Origin of the sequence: Kocuria sp. BT304 (genome assembly GCF_003290245.1) — a bacterium.
In the GTDB taxonomy this organism is placed as follows: Bacteria; Actinomycetota; Actinomycetes; order Actinomycetales; family Micrococcaceae; genus Kocuria; species Kocuria rhizophila_A.
Genome location: NZ_CP030039.1, coordinates 1343639 through 1362568 on the forward strand (window position 1 = coordinate 1343639; position 18930 = coordinate 1362568).

Sequence of the window (18930 nt, forward strand, 5' to 3'; positions counted from 1 at the left end):
CTCCGTGCCCGCCAGCACCTCCCTCACAGGCCCCGGCGCCACCGCCGGTACCCACGCCCCGCGCATCTCCCGTGCGGGGCGCCCGGGGCGCAGGGTCCTGCCCTGGCTCGTCATGGCGGTCGTCCTCCTCGTGGCGGTGGTCCTGTCGGCCTCGTGCGGCTCCCGCCCGATCGACCTCGCGAGCACGTGGCGCGTGGTGCCGCAGGTCTTCGGCGGTGATCCCGGCGCCGTGCCGGGTGTGCCCCCGCTCGACGGCGCCGTGGTGGAGTCCCGCGTGTGGCGCACCGCCGCCGGGGTGCTCACCGGAGCGGCCCTGTCCGTGGCGGGTGCTCTGCTGCAGGGCGCCACCCGCAACCCGCTCGGCGACCCGGGAATTCTGGGGCTGACGGCCGGTGCCGCGTTCGCGGTGGTGACCGGGGGTGCGCTGTTCGGGCTGTCGGGTGTGGCGAACCAGCTGTGGCTGGCCGCGCTGGGCTCGGCCGTGGCCATGGTCGCGGTGTACGGGCTGGCCACTGCCGCTCGCGGCGGGGCGCGTCCCGTGACCCTGGCCCTCACGGGTGCGGCCGTGTCCGCAGGGCTCACCGCGCTCACGAGCGCGATCCTGCTGAGCCACCAGGCCACGTTCGACACCTTCCGACGCTGGCAGGTGGGGGAGCTCACCCGCCCGGACGGCACGTTCCTGGTGGTGGCCGCCCCGGTGGTCGTCGCGGGTCTCGTGCTCGGGTGGTGCCTGGCCCGGTCCCTGGACGCCCTCACGCTCGGGGACGCCCTGGGTCGGGGGCTCGGAACCCATCCGGCCCTGACCCGCGGACTGGTCGGTGTGGCCGTGGTGCTGCTCGCGGGCACGTCCACCGCGCTGGTGGGCCCGCTCGTGTTCTGCGGGCTGCTCGTGCCCCACGCCGTGCGCGTGGTCGTGGGTGTCTCCTACCGGCGGGTGATCCCGGCGTGCCTGCTCGCGGGACCGACCATCGTGCTGCTCGCGGACGTCGTGGCCCGCGTGCTGGTCCCGGACCGGGAGATCCAGGTGGGAATCGCCCTCGTCGTGATCGGCGCCCCGGCCCTCGTGGCCGTGCTTCGCGGGAAGACGGTGGCGGCATGAGCGCGGCACTGCAGCTGCCGTCCCGTGCGCAGACGGTAGACGCCGTCCGCGCGGGCCGCGCTCGCACGCGTCGCCGCACCCGGCGGGTCACACTCCTGCTGCTGCTCGTCCTGGCCGTGGCGTCCTTCGCCCGGATCGCGCTCGGCAAGTACGTGGTGGCGGTTCCGGACCTGCTCGCGGTGCTGGCCCACGACTACGACGGGCCGGCGGACTACATCGTGTGGCAGATCACCCTGCCCCGCACGGTCCTGGGAATCCTCACGGGCACCGCCTTCGGACTCGCGGGCCACCTGTTCCAGCGCGTGCTGCGCAACCCGCTGGCCTCCCCGGACATCATGGGTGTCTCCTCCGGTGCGGGGCTCGGCGCGGTGGTCGCGATCACCGCGGGTCTCTCCGGAGCTGCGGTGACGGTCAGCGCGCTCGTGGGAGGCTTCGGTCTCATGCTCGCAGTCATCCTCGCCGCAGGGGGCACGCACGCCAGCATCGCCAAGCTCGTGCTCACCGGCGTGGCCGGGGGCGCCCTCACCGGGGCGGCCATCAACGGCGTGCTCACCCGTGCAAACATCTACGCCGCGCAGGACGCGATGCAGTGGCTCACCGGTTCGCTCAACGCCGCCTCGTGGCAGGACATTGCGCAGGTGGGGCTCTGCCTGCTCGTGCTACTGCCCGTGTGCGCGGTGCTCATACCCGCCGTGGACACCCTCGGCACCGGGGATGCGCTCGCGGCGGGCCTGGGCGTGCGGGTGCAGGGTGTGCGGCTCACGGCGCTCGCCCTCGCGGTGACCCTGGTGGCGGTGGCCGCCGCCACCGTGGGGCCCGTGGCGTTCGTGTCCTTCATGGCCGCGCCCATTGCGCGCGGCATCGGCGGCGGGGCCGGGCACGCGCACCACGCGGCCCTCGTGGGTGCGGTGCTCATGGTCGTCTCGGACTACGTGGCCGCCGAGGCGCTGCCCAATCTGGCACTGCCCGTGGGTGTCGTCACCGCGGCCGCCGGTGCCCCCGTGCTGCTGTGGCTGCTCATCGGACGTGGAAAGGCGGAGGCATGAGCCCCGAGAACGAGGTCAGGGAGACCATGACGGGCCCGCGGCACGATGCCCGGCCCGCAGCGGCGGCGAGCGCCGCGCGGACCGACCGGGCAGCGTCGTCCGAGGTGGCCGTGCGCGGACTGCGGGCCGGCTACGGGGGCGCGCCCGTGCTCACGGACGTGGACGTCACGTTCCCCGCGGGGCGCGTCACGGCGCTCGTGGGCGCCAACGGCTGCGGCAAGTCCACGCTGCTCCGCACGTGCGCGCGCCAGCTGACACCCACCGCCGGCGAGGTGCTCGTGGGCGGGGAGGACGTCCGCGGCTGGCACCGCACCCGCTTTGCGCAGACGGTGGGCTTCCTGCCGCAGGACCCCGTGGCGCCGGAGGGGGTGAGCGTGCGGGAGCTGGTCTCGCGCGGTCGCCACCCGCACCGCGGTGCCTTCGGGCGCTGGCGCGCGGAGGACGACGCCGCCGTGGCCGAGGCGCTCGAGCTCACCGGTCTGTGCGATCTCATGGACCGCCACGTGACGGACCTCTCCGGGGGGCAGCGCCAGCGCGTGTGGATCGCCCTGGCCCTGGCTCAGCAGACCGACGTGCTGCTGCTGGACGAGCCCACCACCTATCTGGACATCGCCCGGCAGGTGGAGATCCTGGACATCCTGTGCGAGCTGCAGCGTGCCCGGGGGATCACCCTGGTGATGGTGCTGCACGAGCTGTCCCTGGCCGCGCGCTACGCGGACGTGCTCGTGGCCATGAAGGCCGGCGAGGTGGTGGCCCGCGGCGGGGCGGAGGAGGTCATGACCGACGAGGTGGTCGGTCGCGTGTTCGACATGGCCGCCCGCGTGCTGCACGATCCCGTGACCGACGCCCGCGTGGTGATCCCGCTGTCCTCGGACCGGTCGCGAGCCACGGGGATGGCGGGGGCCGAGACCCCGGCGGATGCCACGGCAAGAACGGCGGGTCGGACGACGACCGGACCCACGTCCGGGTCACGGACCGGGACGGCCCGGCCGCACCCGGCCGCACGGGACGAGAACGAGGAGAACGGGGAGGTGCCCGCATGACCCAGCTGGCGTGCGTGGACGCCACGGTCACCCGGCGCGAGGAGCTCAGCGAGCACCTCGTGCGGGTGCACGTGGCGGGGGAGCAGCTGAGGACCATGCCGTGGGGCGAGCAGGGCCCCGGCCCCCGGGCGGACTCCTACGTCAAGCTGCTCATCTCGCCCGCCGGTGGAGCGGTGGACGTGGACGTCGCCGACATGGCCCGGTGGCGCCGCGAGTTCATGGCCGCGCCGCGCGAGAAAGCCGGGTGGATGCGCACCTACACCGTGCGGGACGCCACCACGGTGGAGCTCGCGGGGCAGCGGGTGCCGGAGCTCGCGATCGACGTGGTGCTGCACGGGGACCCCGAGCACGGCATGGGCCCGGGTGCCGCGTGGGGGGACTCGGTCCGCGCCGGGGACTCCGCGCGGCTGCTCGTGCCCTCAGAGGACTCTGCCTGGTGGGCCGCGTGGGACGACGGTCGCGCGGCCGGTCAGGACGTGGTGGTCGCGGGGGACGAGACGGCACTGCCCGCGATCTCCGCGATCGTGGACGGCGTGGAGCAGCGGGTCCGGGTCAACCGCCCGGTGGACGGCGCGTACGAACCCCCGAGCTCCATCACCGTGGCCGTGGAGGTCCCCGCGGAGGCCGACGCCGTCCCGGGTGCGGGTCCGCGCGCTCTGGCCCGGGCGGCGTCGTGCGACGAGCCCGGCGCCCACCGCGTGGTGCTGGACGGCGGCACCGAGCTGGTCTGGACCTGGCTGCCGCGCGGCACCCGCGAGCGCAACCTGGCCCTGGAGCTGTGGCTGTGGGAGCGGCTCGCGGAGCACGCCCGCCGGTACTGGGCGGTGGGCCACACGGAGCTGGCGTCCTGGCAGGACGAGTCCGAGTTCGTGTGGGCCACGGCGCGTCCCGAGGGCCGCGGCACGTACTGGTTCCTCGCGGCGGAGTCCTCCGCCGTGAAGTCCATGCGCCGGATGTGTGTGAGCGGCGGGGTGCCCAAGGCGGACATCTCGTTCATGGGCTACTGGAAGCAGGGTGCTGCCACCGAGTGAGGGCGCCCGCGGGAGTGTGACGCCCCGTGACGGCCCGGGTACGGGGCCACGGACCCGCACGTAGCATGGCGGTTTCCGTTCCGCCATCGCCTCAGGAGTGCCCCGCCCATGACCTACCCCCTGGGTCTGAACCTCCCCGGCCGCCGGGTGCTCGTGGTGGGTGCTGGGCCGGTGGCCGCGCGCCGGGTCCCCGCGCTGCTCGCCGAGGGCGCTGCGGTCGAGCTCGTGGCGCCGGACGCGCACGAGGACCTGCGGGCGCTCGCGGAGGATGGGGAGCTCACGTGGCACCGCCGGGGCTTCCGCCCCGAGGACGTGGCCGGGGCGTGGCTCGTGCTCGCCCACACGGACTCGCCCGCCGTCCAGGACCTCGTGACCCGCACCGCCGAGCAGCACCGGGTCTTCTGCGTCACGGGTGGCGACGCCGCGGCGTCCAGCGCGTGGGTCCCTGCCGTGACGCGCGCCCACGGCGTCACCGTGGCGGTCAACGCGGGCGGGGACCCACGGCGTGCCAAGGGCGTTGCCGCGTGGATCGCGGCACGCCTGGAGACCGGGGAGATCCCGGTCAGGGCGCGGCGCTCGCGGGAGGGCGCATCGTTGCCAGGAGGGACCGACGGGCCCGCGCCCCCCAGCTCCGCGGGCCCCTCCCCGCACCACGGCGGCCCGGTGGCGCCGGGCCCCCGCCCTGACCCGGCTGACGAGTCACGCATCGGCGACGCCCCTGCGCAGCTCGGTTCCCGGTCCAGCGACCACCTCGAACCGGACGCCCAGCAGCCGGGAACCGTGGCCCTCGTGGGAGGTGGACCGGGTGACCCCGGGCTCCTCACGGTACGGGGCCGCCACCTTCTGGCCGGTGCGGACGTGGTGGTCGCCGACCGGCTGGGCCCCACGGACCTGCTCCCGGCGCTCGCGGAGCACGCGGAGATCATCGACGTGGGCAAGCGCGCCGGCTACCACAAGGTCACGCAGGACCGGATCAACCAGACGCTCGTGGACCAGGCGCGGGCGGGGCGCCGGGTGGTGCGGCTCAAGGGTGGGGACCCTTACGTGTTCGGCCGCGGCGGCGAGGAGGTGGAGTTCTGCCACGCCCACGGCATCGCCACCGAAGTGGTCCCCGGGGTCACCTCCGCGATCTCCGTGCCCGCGGCCGCCGGGATCCCCGTGACGCACCGGGACATGGCCCACGGCTTCACGGTCATCACCGCCCACGAGGAGCTGCGCCAGGTCCCGTACCGCGAGGGCCACACGCTGATCCTCATGATGGGCGTGCGCGGACTCGCGCGCACGGCGCAGACCCTGCTCGCCGCGGGCTACCCCCGGGACCTGCCCGTGGCCGTGGTGGAACGGGGCTGGACCCCCACCCAGCGCACCACGCTGGCGCCGCTGGAGGACATCGCCCGCACGGCGGAGGAGCGCGGGGTGCGGGCGCCCGCGGTGATCCTCGTGGGGCGGGTCGCGGAACTCGGACGCACCGACCCGAAAACCTGACCGCGCCCAGGGGCAGCCGCGGACACCTGCCGCGAGCGGCCCCGGGTTCGTGGTGCCCGGGCCCACGCTGAGGGGCATCTCCCGGCACCGGTGGGGACGACGCCGCCCGGCGCGCTACCATGGTCCCGTGCGCTTCGTGCGCGCGGGCGCGGATCCGGCCATCACCGGGGAGCCCTTCCGGAAGAACCGGCCCGTGCGGGCCTCAGTAGAACCGGACGACTCGGGCCCGTGACAGCCCCCAATGAGCGGCTCGCGGCGTCGTCGGCATCCCCGGCAACGCGGCGGACAAGCGAGGTGGTACCGCGCCACCGGCGCCCCGTGCGCCAGGGCGTCCTCGCATCCTGAACCACCGGCACCTCAGGATGGAGCACCGTGACCGACTCATTCGTGTACCCCAAGGCGAGCACCGACCCCGACGCCCAGGGCGTCCCCGCGGCCCCGCGCCTGCCCGCGGTCGAGGAGCGCGTCCTCGACTACTGGAAGCGTGACGACACCTTCCAGGCGAGCATCGACCAGCGCGACAGCGGCACGGACGGCTCCAACGAGTTCGTCTTCTACGACGGCCCTCCCTTTGCCAACGGCCTGCCCCACTACGGGCACCTGCTCACCGGCTACGTCAAGGACCTCGTGGCCCGCTACCAGACCCAGCAGGGTCGCCGCGTGGAGCGACGCTTCGGCTGGGACACCCACGGGCTGCCCGCGGAGCTCGAGGCCATGAAGCAGCTCGGGATGACGGACAAGCAGGACATCGAGGCCATGGGCATCGACACGTTCAACGACGCCTGCCGCGCCTCCGTGATGAAGTACGCCTCCGAGTGGCAGGACTACGTGACCCGCCAGGCCCGCTGGGTGGACTTCGACAACGACTACAAGACGCTGAACCCGGAGTACATGGAGTCCGTGATCGGCGCGTTCAAGGCCCTGGACGACAAGGGCCTGGTCTACTCCGGCTACCGCGTGCTGCCGTACTGCTGGAAGGACGAGACGCCGCTGTCCAACCACGAGCTGCGCATGGACGACGACGTCTACCAGATGCGCCAGGACACCTCCGTGACCGTGGCGTTCCGCCTCTCCGAGGACACCTCGTGGGCCGCGCACCCGGAGGTCGCCGCGGAGCTCGCGGGCGCGGAGGCCATCGCGTGGACCACCACGCCCTGGACCCTGCCCACCAACGAGGCGCTCGCGGTGGGCCCCGCCATCGACTACGTGCTGGTGCCCGGAGCCGGGGAGCTGGCCGGACGCCGCTTCCTCGTGGCCGCGGAGCTCGCGGGCAGCTACGCCAAGGACCTCGGCTACGGGGATGCCGAGGACCCGGCCGCCGCCGTGCGCGAGGCCGTGACCGCCCACTACACGGGCGAGCAGCTCGCGGGCATCCGCTACGCCCCGCTGTGGGACTACTTCACAGACGACGAGCGCTTCGGCACCGCCAAGGCCTGGCAGATCCTCGTGGCGGACTACGTGACCACCACGGACGGCACGGGCATCGTGCACCAGGCTCCGGCCTACGGCGAGGACGATCAGCTGGTGTGCGCCGAGCACGAGATCCCCGTGGTGCTCTCCGTGGACGAGGGCGGGCGCTTCTACGACCTCTTCACGGACGAGTCCCTGGCCGCCGGGGCGCCGCTCGCGGAGCTCGCCGGGCACAACGTGTTCGACAAGGAGGTGGCGCGCACCGTGATCCGGGACCTGCGGGCCCGCGGCGCGCTGCTGCGCGAGGCCTCCTACGAGCACTCCTACCCGCACTGCTGGCGCTGCCGGAACCCCCTGATCTACCGCGCGGTGTCCTCGTGGTTCGTGAGCGTCACGGCCATCAAGGACCGCATGCTGGAGCTGAACCAGCAGATCAACTGGATCCCCGGCAACGTCAAGGACGGCCAGTTCGGCAAGTGGCTGGAGAACGCCCGGGACTGGTCCATCTCCCGCAACCGCTACTGGGGATCGCCGATCCCCGTGTGGGAGTCGGACGATCCCAACCACCCGCGCCGCGACGTCTACGGATCCCTCGCGGAGCTTGAGGCGGACTTCGGTCGCCTGCCCCGCAATGCCGCCGGCGAGGTGGACCTGCACCGGCCGTGGATCGACGAGCTGATCCGCCCCAACCCGGACGACCCCACGGGGAAGTCCGTGATGCGCCGCGTTCCCGAGGTGCTGGACGTGTGGTTCGACTCCGGGTCCATGCCCTACGCGCAGGTGCACTACCCCATGGAGAACCGCGAGTGGTTCGAGACCCACAACCCCGGTGACTTCATCGTGGAGTACATCGGCCAGACCCGCGGCTGGTTCTACACGCTGCACATCCTGGCCACCGCGCTCTTCGACCGCCCGGCGTTCCGCAACGTGATCTCCCACGGCATCGTGCTGGGCTCGGACGGACAGAAGATGTCCAAGTCCCTGCGCAACTACCCGGACGTCAACGAGGTCCTGGACCGGGACGGCTCGGACGCCATGCGCTGGTTCCTGATGTCCTCGCCCATCCTGCGCGGCGGGAACCTGGTGGTCACCGAGCAGGGCATCCGTGACGGCGTGCGGCAGATGATCCTGCCGCTGTGGAACGTCTACCACTTCTTCGGGCTCTACACGAACGCCGCCCGCGGGGGAGAGGGCTACGACGCCCAGGCGCGGTACGAGGCCGAGCACGTGATGGACCGCTACATCCTGGCCGAGACCGGCGCCCTGGTCACGGACGCCAAGCGGCTCTTCGACGAGTACGACATCTGGGCCGCCGCCGAACGCCTGCGCGCCTACATGGACACGCTCACCAACTGGTACGTGCGCCGGTCCCGCGAGCGCTTCTTCGAGGAGGACACCGAGGCGTTCGACGTGCTCTACACGTGCCTCGAGACCGTGTGCCGCGTGGCCGCCCCGCTGCTGCCGCTGGTCACCGAGGAGATCTGGCGCGGGCTCACCGGCGGGCGCTCGGTGCACCTGACCGACTGGCCCGACGCCTCCCTGTTCCCGCGGGACGAGGCCCTGCTCACCGCCATGGAGCGCACGCGCGCCATCTGCTCCGCGGGCTCCGCACTCCGCAAGGCCAGCAGCCTGCGCGTGCGCCAGCCGCTCGCCGGCATGACCGTGGCCGTGCCCGGGGCGCAGGCGCTCGCGGGCACGTTCCAGGAGATCGTCGCGGACGAGCTGAACCTCAAGTCCGTCACGCTGGTGGACGCGGACGAGGTCTCGGCCGCCGACTACGGCATCTCCCAGGAGCTCAAGGTCAACGCGCGCGCCGCCGGTCCCCGGCTCGGCAAGCAGGTGCAGCAGGTCATCAGGGCCACCAAGGCGGGCGACTGGTCCGTGGCCGAGGACGGCGGCGTGGTCGCCGGCTCGGTGGCGCTGGAGGAGGGCGAGTACGAGCTGGTCACGGTGGTCGACGACGCCGCGGGGTCCTCCGCGCGCGCCGTCACCGTGCTGCCCGGCGGCGGTTTCCTGGTGCTGGACACCGAGCTGACCGACGAGCTGCGCGCCGAGGGCGTGGCTCGGGACATGGTCCGTGCGATCCAGCAGGCCCGCAAGGACGCCGGGCTGGTGGTCTCGGACCGGATCCGCACCACGCTCCACGCCGACGCCGCGACGCTGGCCGCGGTGGACGCGCACCGCGAGCTCGTGCAGGGGGAGACCCTCACCCGGGAGCTGGAGCTGGTGGAGGCCACGAACCTGGACGTCACCGTGGCGGTGGTGGACGCATGAGCGGCGCCACCGAGCACGAGAACTTCGCGTCCGTCGAGGAGATCTACCAGGGGCTGCTGGCCCGGGCGCCGGAGCACAGGATGGCGCCGCGCCTGGACGCCATGCAGCTCGCGGTCTCCGCGCTGGGGGACCCGCACCGCAGCGCCCCCGTGGTGCAGGTGACCGGGACCAACGGCAAGACGTCGACGGCGCGCATGGTCGAGTCCCTGCTGCTCGCCCACGACCTGCGGGTGGGCCGCTACACGAGCCCGCACCTGGAGCGCGTGACCGAGCGGATCAGCATCGACGGCGAGCCCGTCTCCGACGAGACCTTCGTGCGGATCTACACGGAGATCGCCCCGTACCTGGACCTCGTGGACCGTCACCTGGAGGGCGAGGGGGCCCCGCGCCTGACGTACTTCGAGACCCTCACGGTGCTGGCGTTCGCGGTGTTCGCGGACGAGCCCGTGGACGTGATGGTCCTGGAGGTCGGGATCGGCGGCTCGTGGGACGCCACCACCGTGGCGGACGCCGCGGTCTCCGTGGTCACGCCCATCGACCTGGACCACACGGACATCCTCGGCGACACCGTGGAGGACATCGCCCGCGAGAAGGCCGGGATCGTCAAGCCGGGCGGGTTCCTCGTGAGCTCCGCCCAGCAGCCGGGTGCGGCCCAGGTGCTGCTCGAGCGCGCGCAGGAGCTGGGAGTCCCCTTCCGCTTCGAGGGCGTGGAGTTTTCCGTGACCGCGCGCACCACCGCCGTGGGCGGGCAGGTCATCACCGTCCAGGGCCTCGCGGGCGAGTACCCGGACGTGATGCTCCCGCTGTTCGGCGCGCACCAGGCGCAGAACGCGGCGGTCGCGATTGCCGCGGTGGAGGCGCTGCTCGGCGGTGGCGAGAAGCCGCTGAACCCCGAGCTCGTGAGCGAGGGTCTGGGCGCGGTGTCCTCGCCCGGTCGCCTCGAGCTCGCGCGCAAGGCTCCGCCCGTGGTCCTCGACGCCGCCCACAACCCGCACGGGCTCGTGGCCTCCGCCGCGGCCGTGCGGGAGGGGTTCACGTTCAGCAAGCTCAACCTGGTGGTCGGGGTGCTGGGGGACAAGGACGTGGAGACCATGATGCGGGTGCTCGCGGACGAGTACCACGAGTTCGATCTGGAGCTGTGGTGCACCGCGTCCCACTCCCCGCGGGCGGTGCCCCCGGCGGAGCTCGCGGAGATCGCCGTGGACATGGGCTTCGACGAGGACGCCGTGCACGTGGCCGAACATCTCGACGACGCGTGCTCCGCCGCCATCCAGGACGCCGCCGCCCGTGAGCAGTTCGACGGCGCGGTGCTCGTCACCGGCTCCATCACCGTGGTGGGTGAGGCCCGTGCGCTGCTCGGCCTGTGACCCCTCGACCGCACCCCTGCTGTCCGCACCCCTGGAAGGAGCCGCATGGCCCGCATGACCAAGGCCCAGCGCGAGTGGCGCCCCGGGCAGACCAAGAAGCCGCGGTCCGTCAAGACCATGTTCGCCTCGAGCGTGCTGAGCATCGAGGCGTTCATCGTGTTCTTCGCGGCCCTCACCGCCTTCGGGCTGCTGGCCCGGGACTGGAGCACCGCGCACAAGCTGTGGCTCATGGGCGGCGCGGCGGTGCTCGCGCTGCTGTTCATCCTGCTGTGCGGGATGCTCCGCCGCCCGTGGGGCTATGCCGCCGGGTGGGTGCTGCAGCTCGTGCTGATCGCCACCGGTTTCCTGGTGCCCGCAATGTTCGTGATCGGGGCGCTGTGCGCGCTGGCGTGGTGGTACGCCGTGGTCAAGGGCGCACGTATGGACCGCGACAACGTGCAGCGCGCGGAGGAGCAGCGCCGCTGGGAGGCGGAGCACCCCCTGCCGTGAGCGGGCGCGGCGCGCGGTCCGCACGCGCCCGCCGCGTTCGCTAGGCTCGACCCGGAATCCGGTGACCGGCCCTCGTACGGCCCGTCCACCCCCACCTCTACCGCAAGGAGACCCCATGTCGCAGCGCACTCTCGTCCTCGTCAAGCCGGACGGCGTCGAGCGCGGCCTGACCGGCCAGATCCTCGCCCGCATCGAGGCCAAGGGCTACACCCTGGCCGAGCTCAAGCTGGTGCACGCCACCCGGGAGATCCTGGAGCAGCACTACGCGGAGCACCAGGGCAAGCCGTTCTTCGAGCCGCTCGTGCAGTTCATGCTCTCGGGCCCGGTGGTCGCCGCGGTGGTCGAGGGCGACCGTGTGATCGAGGGCTTCCGCAGCCTCGCCGGGGCCACCGAGCCCACCACGGCCGCCCCGGGCACCATCCGCGGGGACCTGGGCCGGGACTGGGGCGAGAAGGTCCAGAAGAACCTCGTGCACGGCTCGGACTCTCCGGAGTCCGCCGAGCGCGAGATCGGCATCTGGTTCGCCTGAGCTACCGCACGACCACGGCGCGTTTCGAGCTCCCGGGCTCGGCACGCGCCGTTCTCGTGGTCCGGCAGGGCGGGTGTCAGGCGAAGATCACGGTGGAGAAGCGCACCGCGATCACGCCGAAGACGACCACGAGCACCCCCGTGCCGAGCAGCCAGGCCCAGGCCGTGGAGCCTGCGCTCTCCCGGGCGGCACCGCCGAGCATTCCCGCGCGGCGCATCCGGGCGCTCGTGTGGGCGAGCAGGTAGGTCTGCGCGCACCACACGACCATGCAGTAGAGGCACAGGGCGTTGATCCGGAACGTGGTCTGCCACCACAGCCACAGGGTGAACACGGACCCCGCCGCGATTCCCGCCCACAGCAGCCACCAGAACCAGCGGGCGTAGCGCGCCCCCGCGAGCACGCCCACGGCCACGGCGAGCACCACGGCGTAGGCCACGATGCCGATCAGCGGGTTGGGGAAGCCGAACACCTCCGCCTGGGGAGTGCGCATCACGGTCCCGCACGACAGCCACGCGTTGAGGTCGCAGCTCGCGCGGTGCCCGGCGTCCTGGAAGATGGCCAGCCGCTCCGCCACGAGCGTGGCCGATGCCGCGAAGCCCACGAGCGAGAGGACCACCGTCAGCACGGCCCACGTGCGGTCGGGGCGCGTCACGGGTGCCACGGCGGCGTCGGCCGCGGGGCGGTCGGGGGCCGTGGCGTGGCTGTCGGAGGGGGCGGCGGGGGAGGGTCGGGATGCAGAGCTCACGCGCCCGATCGTAGACCACGGGCATGGACGGGCGCGGTGCAGGGCGGATCGCGGGCACCCCGAGGTGGGCCGGGACGCGACCGGCCGGGCTGTGGCGTGGACCACCCGGATGTGCGGTGACAGGCGACGACTGTGAGATACTGCCAGTGGTCGGCCCTCGCCCGCACGCGAGGACACCGGCCCGGCAGGAGCACCGACCACCATCGGAGCGGACCCGCGGCTCTCACAGGATCGAGCGCGTCCGCACCGGTTCAAGTTCGCGGTCCCACGGACCCAGCGACTCGGGCATCCGCCGGCCCGCGGACGGCGCGCGTGACACATGCCGCGCCCGTGGGTACGACACCGACTTCCGGCGGCCGTGTGGAGAACACCGGCTCGACCGACCGAGCACACCTCGGGCCCGGGTGCGGACGGTGCCCCGAGCAGGAGCACAACTTCACATGGAACCTGAACAGGACACCTCCGCACTGACCCCCGGGTCCGCCACGGGTGAGACCCCCACCGCGTCGCCGCAGGACGACGCCGCCGCGCAGCCCGCCGCCGCACAGGGCACCGAGCCCGCCGCCCAGGACGTGCAGGACCCGCAGGGCACCCGCACCTCGCCGACCACGGACGGGGACGCACCGGCCCCGGACGCCGAGACACCGCACGCCACCTCCGAGGAGGAGGCCACCGCGGCCCCGGTCGACGGCACGAGCGACGCCATCGCCATCGCGGCCGCCATCGACGCCGGAGAGCTCCCCACGGCGCCCGTCACGCCGCCGGAGGAGTCCACCACGGCACCGGACACCGCGGCCGCGGCCGCCGCGCAGTCAGCGGGCAGCAGCTCGGACGAGGCCGCCGCCTCGTCGGCCCCCGAGCCGCAGAACGCCGCGTCCGAGGACGGCGCCGCCGCCGACAGCACCGACTCACCCGCCGCCGAGGACGCCCCGGCGGCGGAGGGCACCGAGCCCCCCACGCAGCAGGACTTCGGGGCCTTCGGCCCGGGCGCGTCCCTGCTGTTCCGGGCGCCGGACCCGGACGAGATCCGCCGTGCCGCCGAGGCCCAGAAGGCCCGGCTGCGCGTGGCCGCCCAGGAGCGGGAGGCCGCCCGCGGGGACCGCGACGAGGACGACGACGCGAGCGTGTCGAGCAAGCGGCGCCGACGGCGTCGTCGTGGTGACGAGGACATGGAGCTCGTGGACGACTCCGACGGCTCCGTGACCCGGGTGCGCGCCCCGCGCGGTGCGTCCGAGGGCACCAGCAGCGACGAGGTCACCGGGGTCAAGGGCTCCACGCGCCTCGAGGCCAAGCGCCAGCGCCGCCGCGAGTCCCGCCAGTTCGGCCGCCGCCGCCACGTGATCACCGAGGCCGAGTTCCTGGCGCGCCGCGAGTCCGTGGAGCGCACCATGCTGGTCCGCCAGAAAGAGGACCGGATCCAGATCGGCGTGCTCGAGGACGGCATCCTCGCGGAGCACTTCGTCTCCCACACCACGCAGGACTCACTGATCGGCAACGTGTACGTGGGCAAGGTGCAGAACGTGCTGCCGTCCATGGAGGCCGCGTTCGTGGACATCGGCCGCGGGCGCAACGCCGTGCTCTACGCCGGCGAGGTGGACTGGGACGCCGCCGAGATGGGGCACAAGCCCCGCAAGATCGAGAACGCCCTGAAGTCCGGGGACACCGTGCTCGTGCAGGTCACCAAGGACCCCGTGGGCCACAAGGGCGCCCGGCTCACCAGCCAGGTCTCCCTGCCCGGGCGCTACCTCGTGTACGTGCCCGGCGGCTCCATGACCGGGATCTCCCGCAAGCTCCCGGACGTCGAGCGCCAGCGGCTCAAGAAGATCCTCAAGGACCGGCTGCCCGAGGGCGCGGGCGTGATCGTGCGCACCGCCGCCGAGGGGGCGTCCGAGACCGAGCTGACCAACGACATCAACCGGCTGCGCTCGCAGTGGGAGCAGATCCAGGAGAAGGCCGGCTCCACCAAGACCCTCGCCCCGGAGCTGCTCTACGCCGAGCCGGACCTCACCATCAAGACCGTCCGGGACGTGTTCAACGAGGACTTCACCGCCATGGTGGTCCAGGGCGAGCAGGCGTGGGACAACATCGAGGCCTACGTGACCTACGTGGCCCCGGACCTGCTGGACCGGCTGCAGCGCTGGACCGAGGACGAGGACCTCTTCGAGCACATGCGCGTGGAGGAGCAGATCCAGAAGGCGCTGGAGCGCAAGGTGTTCCTGCCCTCCGGCGGCTCGCTCGTGATCGACCGCACCGAGGCCATGACCGTGGTGGACGTCAACACGGGCAAGTTCACCGGTTCCGGCGGCAACCTCGAGGAGACCGTCACCAAGAACAACCTCGAGGCCGCCGAGGAGATCGTGCGCCAGCTGCGGCTGCGGGACATCGGCGGGATCATCGTGGTGGACTTCATCGACATGGTCCTGGAGTCCAACCGGGACCTCGTGCTGCGCCGGCTCGTGGAGTGCCTGGGCCGCGACCGCACCAAGCACCAGGTGGCGGAGGTGACCTCCCTGGGTCTCGTGCAGATGACGCGCAAGCGCATGGGCACGGGGCTGCTGGAGGTGTTCTCCGAGCCGTGCGAGGAGTGCGCCGGGCGCGGCGTGCTGGTCCACGACCACCCGCTCAAGGGCCGCTCCACCGCGTCCGCCCCGGACCACCGCGGCAACCGCAACGACCGCAAGCGCTCGCGCCAGAAGCAGCAGCACCAGCCGCAGGAAAAGCAGCCCTCGCCCGCGCGCTCCAAGAGCCCGGACGAGCAGCAGGCCCGGGACGAGGCCGCGCGCACCGCGTTCGCCACCATCGCCGCGGCCTCCTCGCACGAGGACGACGCCGCCCAGCACGGTTCCCGGGACGCGGCCGCGTCCTCGGGCAGCGCGTCCGGTGCCGCGGACTCCGCGCGAGACCACCAGGCGGCGGGAGGCCCCGGGGACGAGAGCCACGGCGAGTCCGAGGGCGGACGCCGTCGCAAGAAGCGCCGGGGCAAGCGCAGCCGTGGCCGCACCCAGCAGGGTGAGGATGGCGGTTCGTCGCAGGAGACCTCCCGCGAGGACCACACCCAGGGCCAGGACGGCGGCGCCGCCTCGCAGCTGACCATCGGCGGCGAGGTCGTCGAGCTCCCGCAGGGCCACCAGGACCGTGGCACGGCACAGGAGTCCCTAACCCTTGACTCGCTCTCCGCGGCGTTCTCCGGTGAGGACACTTCGGGCGAGGAGACCTCCGGCGGCGACCGTTCCGGATCCGGGTCCCGTTCGGGTGGTGCGGGCCGTCAGCGCCGCGGCCGCCGGGTGGCCACGGCCCCCGGCGCCGCCACGGGCGCGCGCGGCTCCGCCGAGGACGCCGACCGCTCCTCGGACTCCCAGGGCGGAAAGTCAGGGGCGGGGCAGGACAGCGACACCCAGCGGGACCAGTCCGGAGGCGGCCGGTCCAGGAACGGCGGGGCGGGCAACCGCCAGTCCGGGAGCGGTCGGTCCGAGGACGACAAGACCGGACGAGACCAGTCCGGGCGCGACCAGTCCGGCAGCAGCCGCTCCGGTGGTGCCGGGACCGCGCCCAGCGCGGCCGGTCAGAACGCACCGGGTGCCGCGGGGCAGGCCGCCCCGAGCACCCCGGCCAGGCGGCGTCGTGGTTCACGCCGTGCGGTGGCACCCGCCGCCGCACCGGGCACCGCGAGCGTGGAGACGCGCGAGTACGAGGCGTCGGCGGGGGCCGCGAGCCGTTTCACCGCCGAGGCCACCGCGGTGCGCACGGCGCCCTCGGACGGGCAGCCGACCATCGTGGGGGTGGGCGTGAAGGCCCAGGACATCACCATGACCCCCAAGGCGGACTGAGACCCGCGCGACGACCGCCACCGTGTGGCGTCGTGCACGGCCCGGCCACAGGAGCGCTCGGAGGAATCCGGGCGCTCCTGTGGCATGATCGGGCACGGACACGGGGTGCCGCCCAGCGGCTGAGAACACACCCGTCGAACCTGATCTAGCTCGAACTAGCGAAGGGAATGTCGTGATCGCCACGTCTCCTGCCCCCGCCCCGCGCGTCCTGTCGATCGCCGGAACGGATCCCACCGGCGGCGCGGGCCACGCCGCGGACCTGAAGTCGATCGCCGCGATGGGCGGCTACGGGCTGAGCGTGATCACGGCGGTGGTCGCGCAGAACACCCGGGGCGTGGTGGACGTGCACACCCCGCCCGTGTCCGTGCTCCAGGCGCAGCTGGACGCCGTGGCGCAGGACGTGGAGCTGGACGCCGTGAAGGTGGGCATGCTCGGCTCGGTGGAGACCATCGAGACCGTGGGCCGCTGGCTGGCGGCCGGACGTGCCCCGGTGGTTGTGATCGACCCGGTGATGGTGGCCACCGCCGGGGGCCGGCTGCTGGAGCCCGACGCCGAGGACGCCCTGCGCGGGATCCTGCACCACGCGGACCTCATCACCCCCAACCTTCCCGAGCTGGCCGTGCTCGCGGAACGGCCCGTGGCCACCACGTGGGACGAGGCCCTCGCGCAGGGCCGTGCCGTGGCGGAGACCTTCGGCACGCGCGTGCTCGTCAAGGGCGGGCACCTCGCGGGGGACACCACGCCGGACGCCCTCGTGGTTCCCGGCCGGGCCGAACCCGCCGCGCAGTACGCGGGAGCGCGCGTGGTCACCCGCAACACGCACGGCACGGGCTGCTCGCTGTCCTCCGCGGTGGCCACGGTGGTGGCCCGCACGGGGGACTGGGCGCAGGGCATCGACACCGCCCGCCAGTGGCTGCGCGGGGCGCTGCGCGCGGCGGACACCCTGCACGTGGGCCACGGCAACGGCCCGGTCCACCACTTCCACCACGTCCAGGACCTCGTCACGGACCCCACCTTCTTAGCCGGGGCGTGCGCGGAGGACGCCGCCGGGCTGGGCTCCGGGCAGGGGCGGCCGTTCACGGACGAGCTGTGGGACGAGAGCGCTCCGGTCCGGGAACGGATCGCGGCGCTGCCCTTCGTGGTGGCCCTGGGGGACGGCACCCTGGACCGGGAGGCGTTCGAGTTCTACCTGGACCAGGACATGCAGTACCTCGAGTTCTACTCCCGGGCCCTGGCGCTGCTGGCCGCCTCCGCACCGGACGAGGACTCCCGTGAGCTGTTCGCGAGCGCGTCCGCCGCCGTGGTCACGGGGGAGTCCGCCCTGCACCGCGCGCGGCTCGGGGACCGGAAGCCGCTGCCGCCCTCGGAGACCACGAGCGCGTACGCGGACTTCCTGCTCGCGCGCACGGGACAGGACGGCTTCGCGGTGGGGGCCGCTGCGGTGCTGCCGTGCTACTGGCTCTACGCCCACGTGGGCTCGGAGCTCTCGGCGCGGGCCCGGGCCGCGGGGCTGGACGGGCACCCGTACGCGGACTGGCTGCAGACCTACGCGGACCCCGCCTTCCAGGCCGCCACGGAGGCCGTGCGCGAGATCGTGGACCGGGCGGCGTCGAGCGCGGACCCCGCCACCCGCGAGGCCATGCGACGCGCCTACCTGCGGGCCTGCCGGCTCGAACTCGCGTTCTTCGACCAGTCCGCGCAGCGCGGCGGGCAGGGCGCGTGAGTGGCGTGACTTCCGGGGATCAGGTACTCTGGGCTGTCGGTGCCGGACACCGGAGTGCGTCGTAGTCATTCCCACGCGCACGGAAAGCGGCACACTCGGGTGAACATCCTGTTTTGATGCGATAGCCACGCGGAATGCGGTCGGTCATGAACCACTGCGGCGTGATGTCTCGACATTCGCAGTCCTCCAGGAGTGCACCCGACCAATACACGCAGTCCATAGATGTCGAGAGAAGTGAGTTCCCAAGTGGTGTACGCGATTGTCCGCGCAGGCGGCCGCCAGGAGAAGGTTTCCGTAGGAGACCTCGTGACCCTTGACCGCGTCGCCGGCGAGGCAGGCAGCACCGTAGAGCTTCCTGCGCTGCTGCTGGTCGATGGGGACAAGGTCACCTCCGACTCCAAGACCCTGGCCGACGTCAAGGTCACGGCCGAGATCATCGAGGACCTGCGCGGTCCCAAGATCTCGATCATGAAGTACAAGAACAAGACCGGCTACAAGAAGCGTCAGGGTTTCCGCGCCGAGCTGACCACGGTCAAGATCACCGGCATCGACGCCTGATCCGGTCCCCCGTACATTTCCAACGAAGGTAGGCACACACCATGGCACACAAGAAGGGTGCGAGCTCCACTCGCAACGGCCGTGACTCCAACGCCCAGTACCTGGGTGTCAAGCGCTTCGGCGGCCAGTCCGTCAACGCCGGCGAGATCATCGTCCGCCAGCGCGGGACCCACTTCCACCCGGGCCTGAACATGGGCCGCGGCAAGGACGACACCCTGTTCGCCCTGGCCGCCGGTGTCGTCGAGTTCGGCACCCGTCGTGGCCGCCGCGTGGTCAACATCCAGACCGCCGAGTAGTAGATTCT

The 18930-nt window shown here is 72.9% G+C and carries 14 protein-coding genes and 1 riboswitch; of the genes, 13 read left to right on the forward strand and 1 reads right to left on the reverse strand.

The genetic code is table 11. The features are described 5' to 3' along the window. The first annotated feature begins 112 nt into the window (after positions 1-112). The 9 genes from DNL27_RS06075 (at position 113) to ndk (ending at position 11773) form a co-directional block, all read left to right on the forward strand. On the forward strand, positions 113-1099 hold the full coding sequence (locus DNL27_RS06075) for an iron ABC transporter permease (RefSeq protein ID WP_239494470.1): 987 nt from the start codon (positions 113-115) through the stop codon (positions 1097-1099). Beyond that, the gene (locus tag DNL27_RS06080) at positions 1096-2145 is read left to right on the forward strand and encodes an iron chelate uptake ABC transporter family permease subunit (protein WP_112235002.1); all 1050 of its coding nucleotides are present in this window, start codon (positions 1096-1098) and stop codon (positions 2143-2145) included. The genes DNL27_RS06075 and DNL27_RS06080 overlap by 4 nt, the downstream gene beginning before the upstream one ends. Beyond that, positions 2142-3188 (forward strand): ABC transporter ATP-binding protein, encoded by a 1047-nt coding sequence (locus DNL27_RS06085; RefSeq protein ID WP_239494471.1) that lies wholly within the window; start codon positions 2142-2144, stop codon positions 3186-3188. The genes DNL27_RS06080 and DNL27_RS06085 overlap by 4 nt, the downstream gene beginning before the upstream one ends. Beyond that, positions 3185-4219 carry a siderophore-interacting protein gene (locus DNL27_RS06090; RefSeq protein ID WP_112235003.1) on the forward strand — a complete coding sequence of 345 codons (1035 nt, stop codon included), beginning with the start codon at positions 3185-3187 and terminating at the stop codon, positions 4217-4219. Before DNL27_RS06085 ends, DNL27_RS06090 begins: the two co-directional genes overlap by 4 nt. Positions 4220-4327: 108 nt before the next feature. Then, positions 4328-5704, forward strand: a complete 1377-nt coding sequence (cobA, locus tag DNL27_RS06095; protein WP_112235004.1) for a uroporphyrinogen-III C-methyltransferase — start codon at positions 4328-4330, stop codon at positions 5702-5704. Between the two features lie 372 nt (positions 5705-6076). Further along, positions 6077-9388 (forward strand): isoleucine--tRNA ligase, encoded by a 3312-nt coding sequence (gene ileS / locus DNL27_RS06100; protein ID WP_112235005.1) that lies wholly within the window; start codon positions 6077-6079, stop codon positions 9386-9388. Further along, positions 9385-10755 (forward strand): folylpolyglutamate synthase/dihydrofolate synthase family protein, encoded by a 1371-nt coding sequence (locus tag DNL27_RS06105; protein ID WP_012398192.1) that lies wholly within the window; start codon positions 9385-9387, stop codon positions 10753-10755. The genes ileS and DNL27_RS06105 overlap by 4 nt, the downstream gene beginning before the upstream one ends. Positions 10756-10800: 45 nt before the next feature. Then, positions 10801-11244, forward strand: coding sequence for a DUF4233 domain-containing protein (locus DNL27_RS06110; protein WP_012398193.1), 444 nt, complete (start codon positions 10801-10803; stop codon positions 11242-11244). A 115-nt stretch (positions 11245-11359) separates the two neighbouring features. After that, a complete protein-coding gene (ndk, locus tag DNL27_RS06115; RefSeq protein WP_012398194.1) occupies positions 11360-11773 on the forward strand; it encodes a nucleoside-diphosphate kinase in 414 nt (137 codons plus the stop codon). Between the two features lie 76 nt (positions 11774-11849). On the opposite strand, the gene DNL27_RS06120 is transcribed toward ndk, so the two are convergent. Next, positions 11850-12518 (reverse strand): vitamin K epoxide reductase family protein, encoded by a 669-nt coding sequence (locus DNL27_RS06120; protein ID WP_226905887.1) that lies wholly within the window; start codon positions 12516-12518, stop codon positions 11850-11852. 440 nt (positions 12519-12958) lie between these two features. Here DNL27_RS06120 and DNL27_RS06125 point away from each other — a divergent pair, with 440 nt between their 5' ends. From DNL27_RS06125 to rpmA, 4 genes are all read left to right on the forward strand, one after another. Next, positions 12959-16345 carry an Rne/Rng family ribonuclease gene (locus DNL27_RS06125; protein ID WP_112235006.1) on the forward strand — a complete coding sequence of 1129 codons (3387 nt, stop codon included), beginning with the start codon at positions 12959-12961 and terminating at the stop codon, positions 16343-16345. A gap of 91 nt (positions 16346-16436) precedes the next feature. After that, positions 16437-16530, forward strand: a riboswitch (TPP riboswitch). After that, on the forward strand, positions 16518-18068 hold the full coding sequence (locus tag DNL27_RS06130) for a bifunctional hydroxymethylpyrimidine kinase/phosphomethylpyrimidine kinase (protein ID WP_112235007.1): 1551 nt from the start codon (positions 16518-16520) through the stop codon (positions 18066-18068). Its footprint overlaps the riboswitch before it by 13 nt. A 246-nt stretch (positions 18069-18314) precedes the next feature. Then, positions 18315-18626: a 50S ribosomal protein L21 gene (gene rplU / locus DNL27_RS06135; RefSeq protein WP_012398198.1), complete on the forward strand. Its 312-nt coding sequence runs from the start codon at positions 18315-18317 to the stop codon at positions 18624-18626. A 41-nt stretch (positions 18627-18667) separates the two neighbouring features. Next, complete coding sequence (rpmA, locus tag DNL27_RS06140; RefSeq protein WP_012398199.1) at positions 18668-18922, forward strand: 50S ribosomal protein L27; 255 nt, start codon at positions 18668-18670, stop codon at positions 18920-18922. Positions 18923-18930 lie beyond the last annotated feature (8 nt).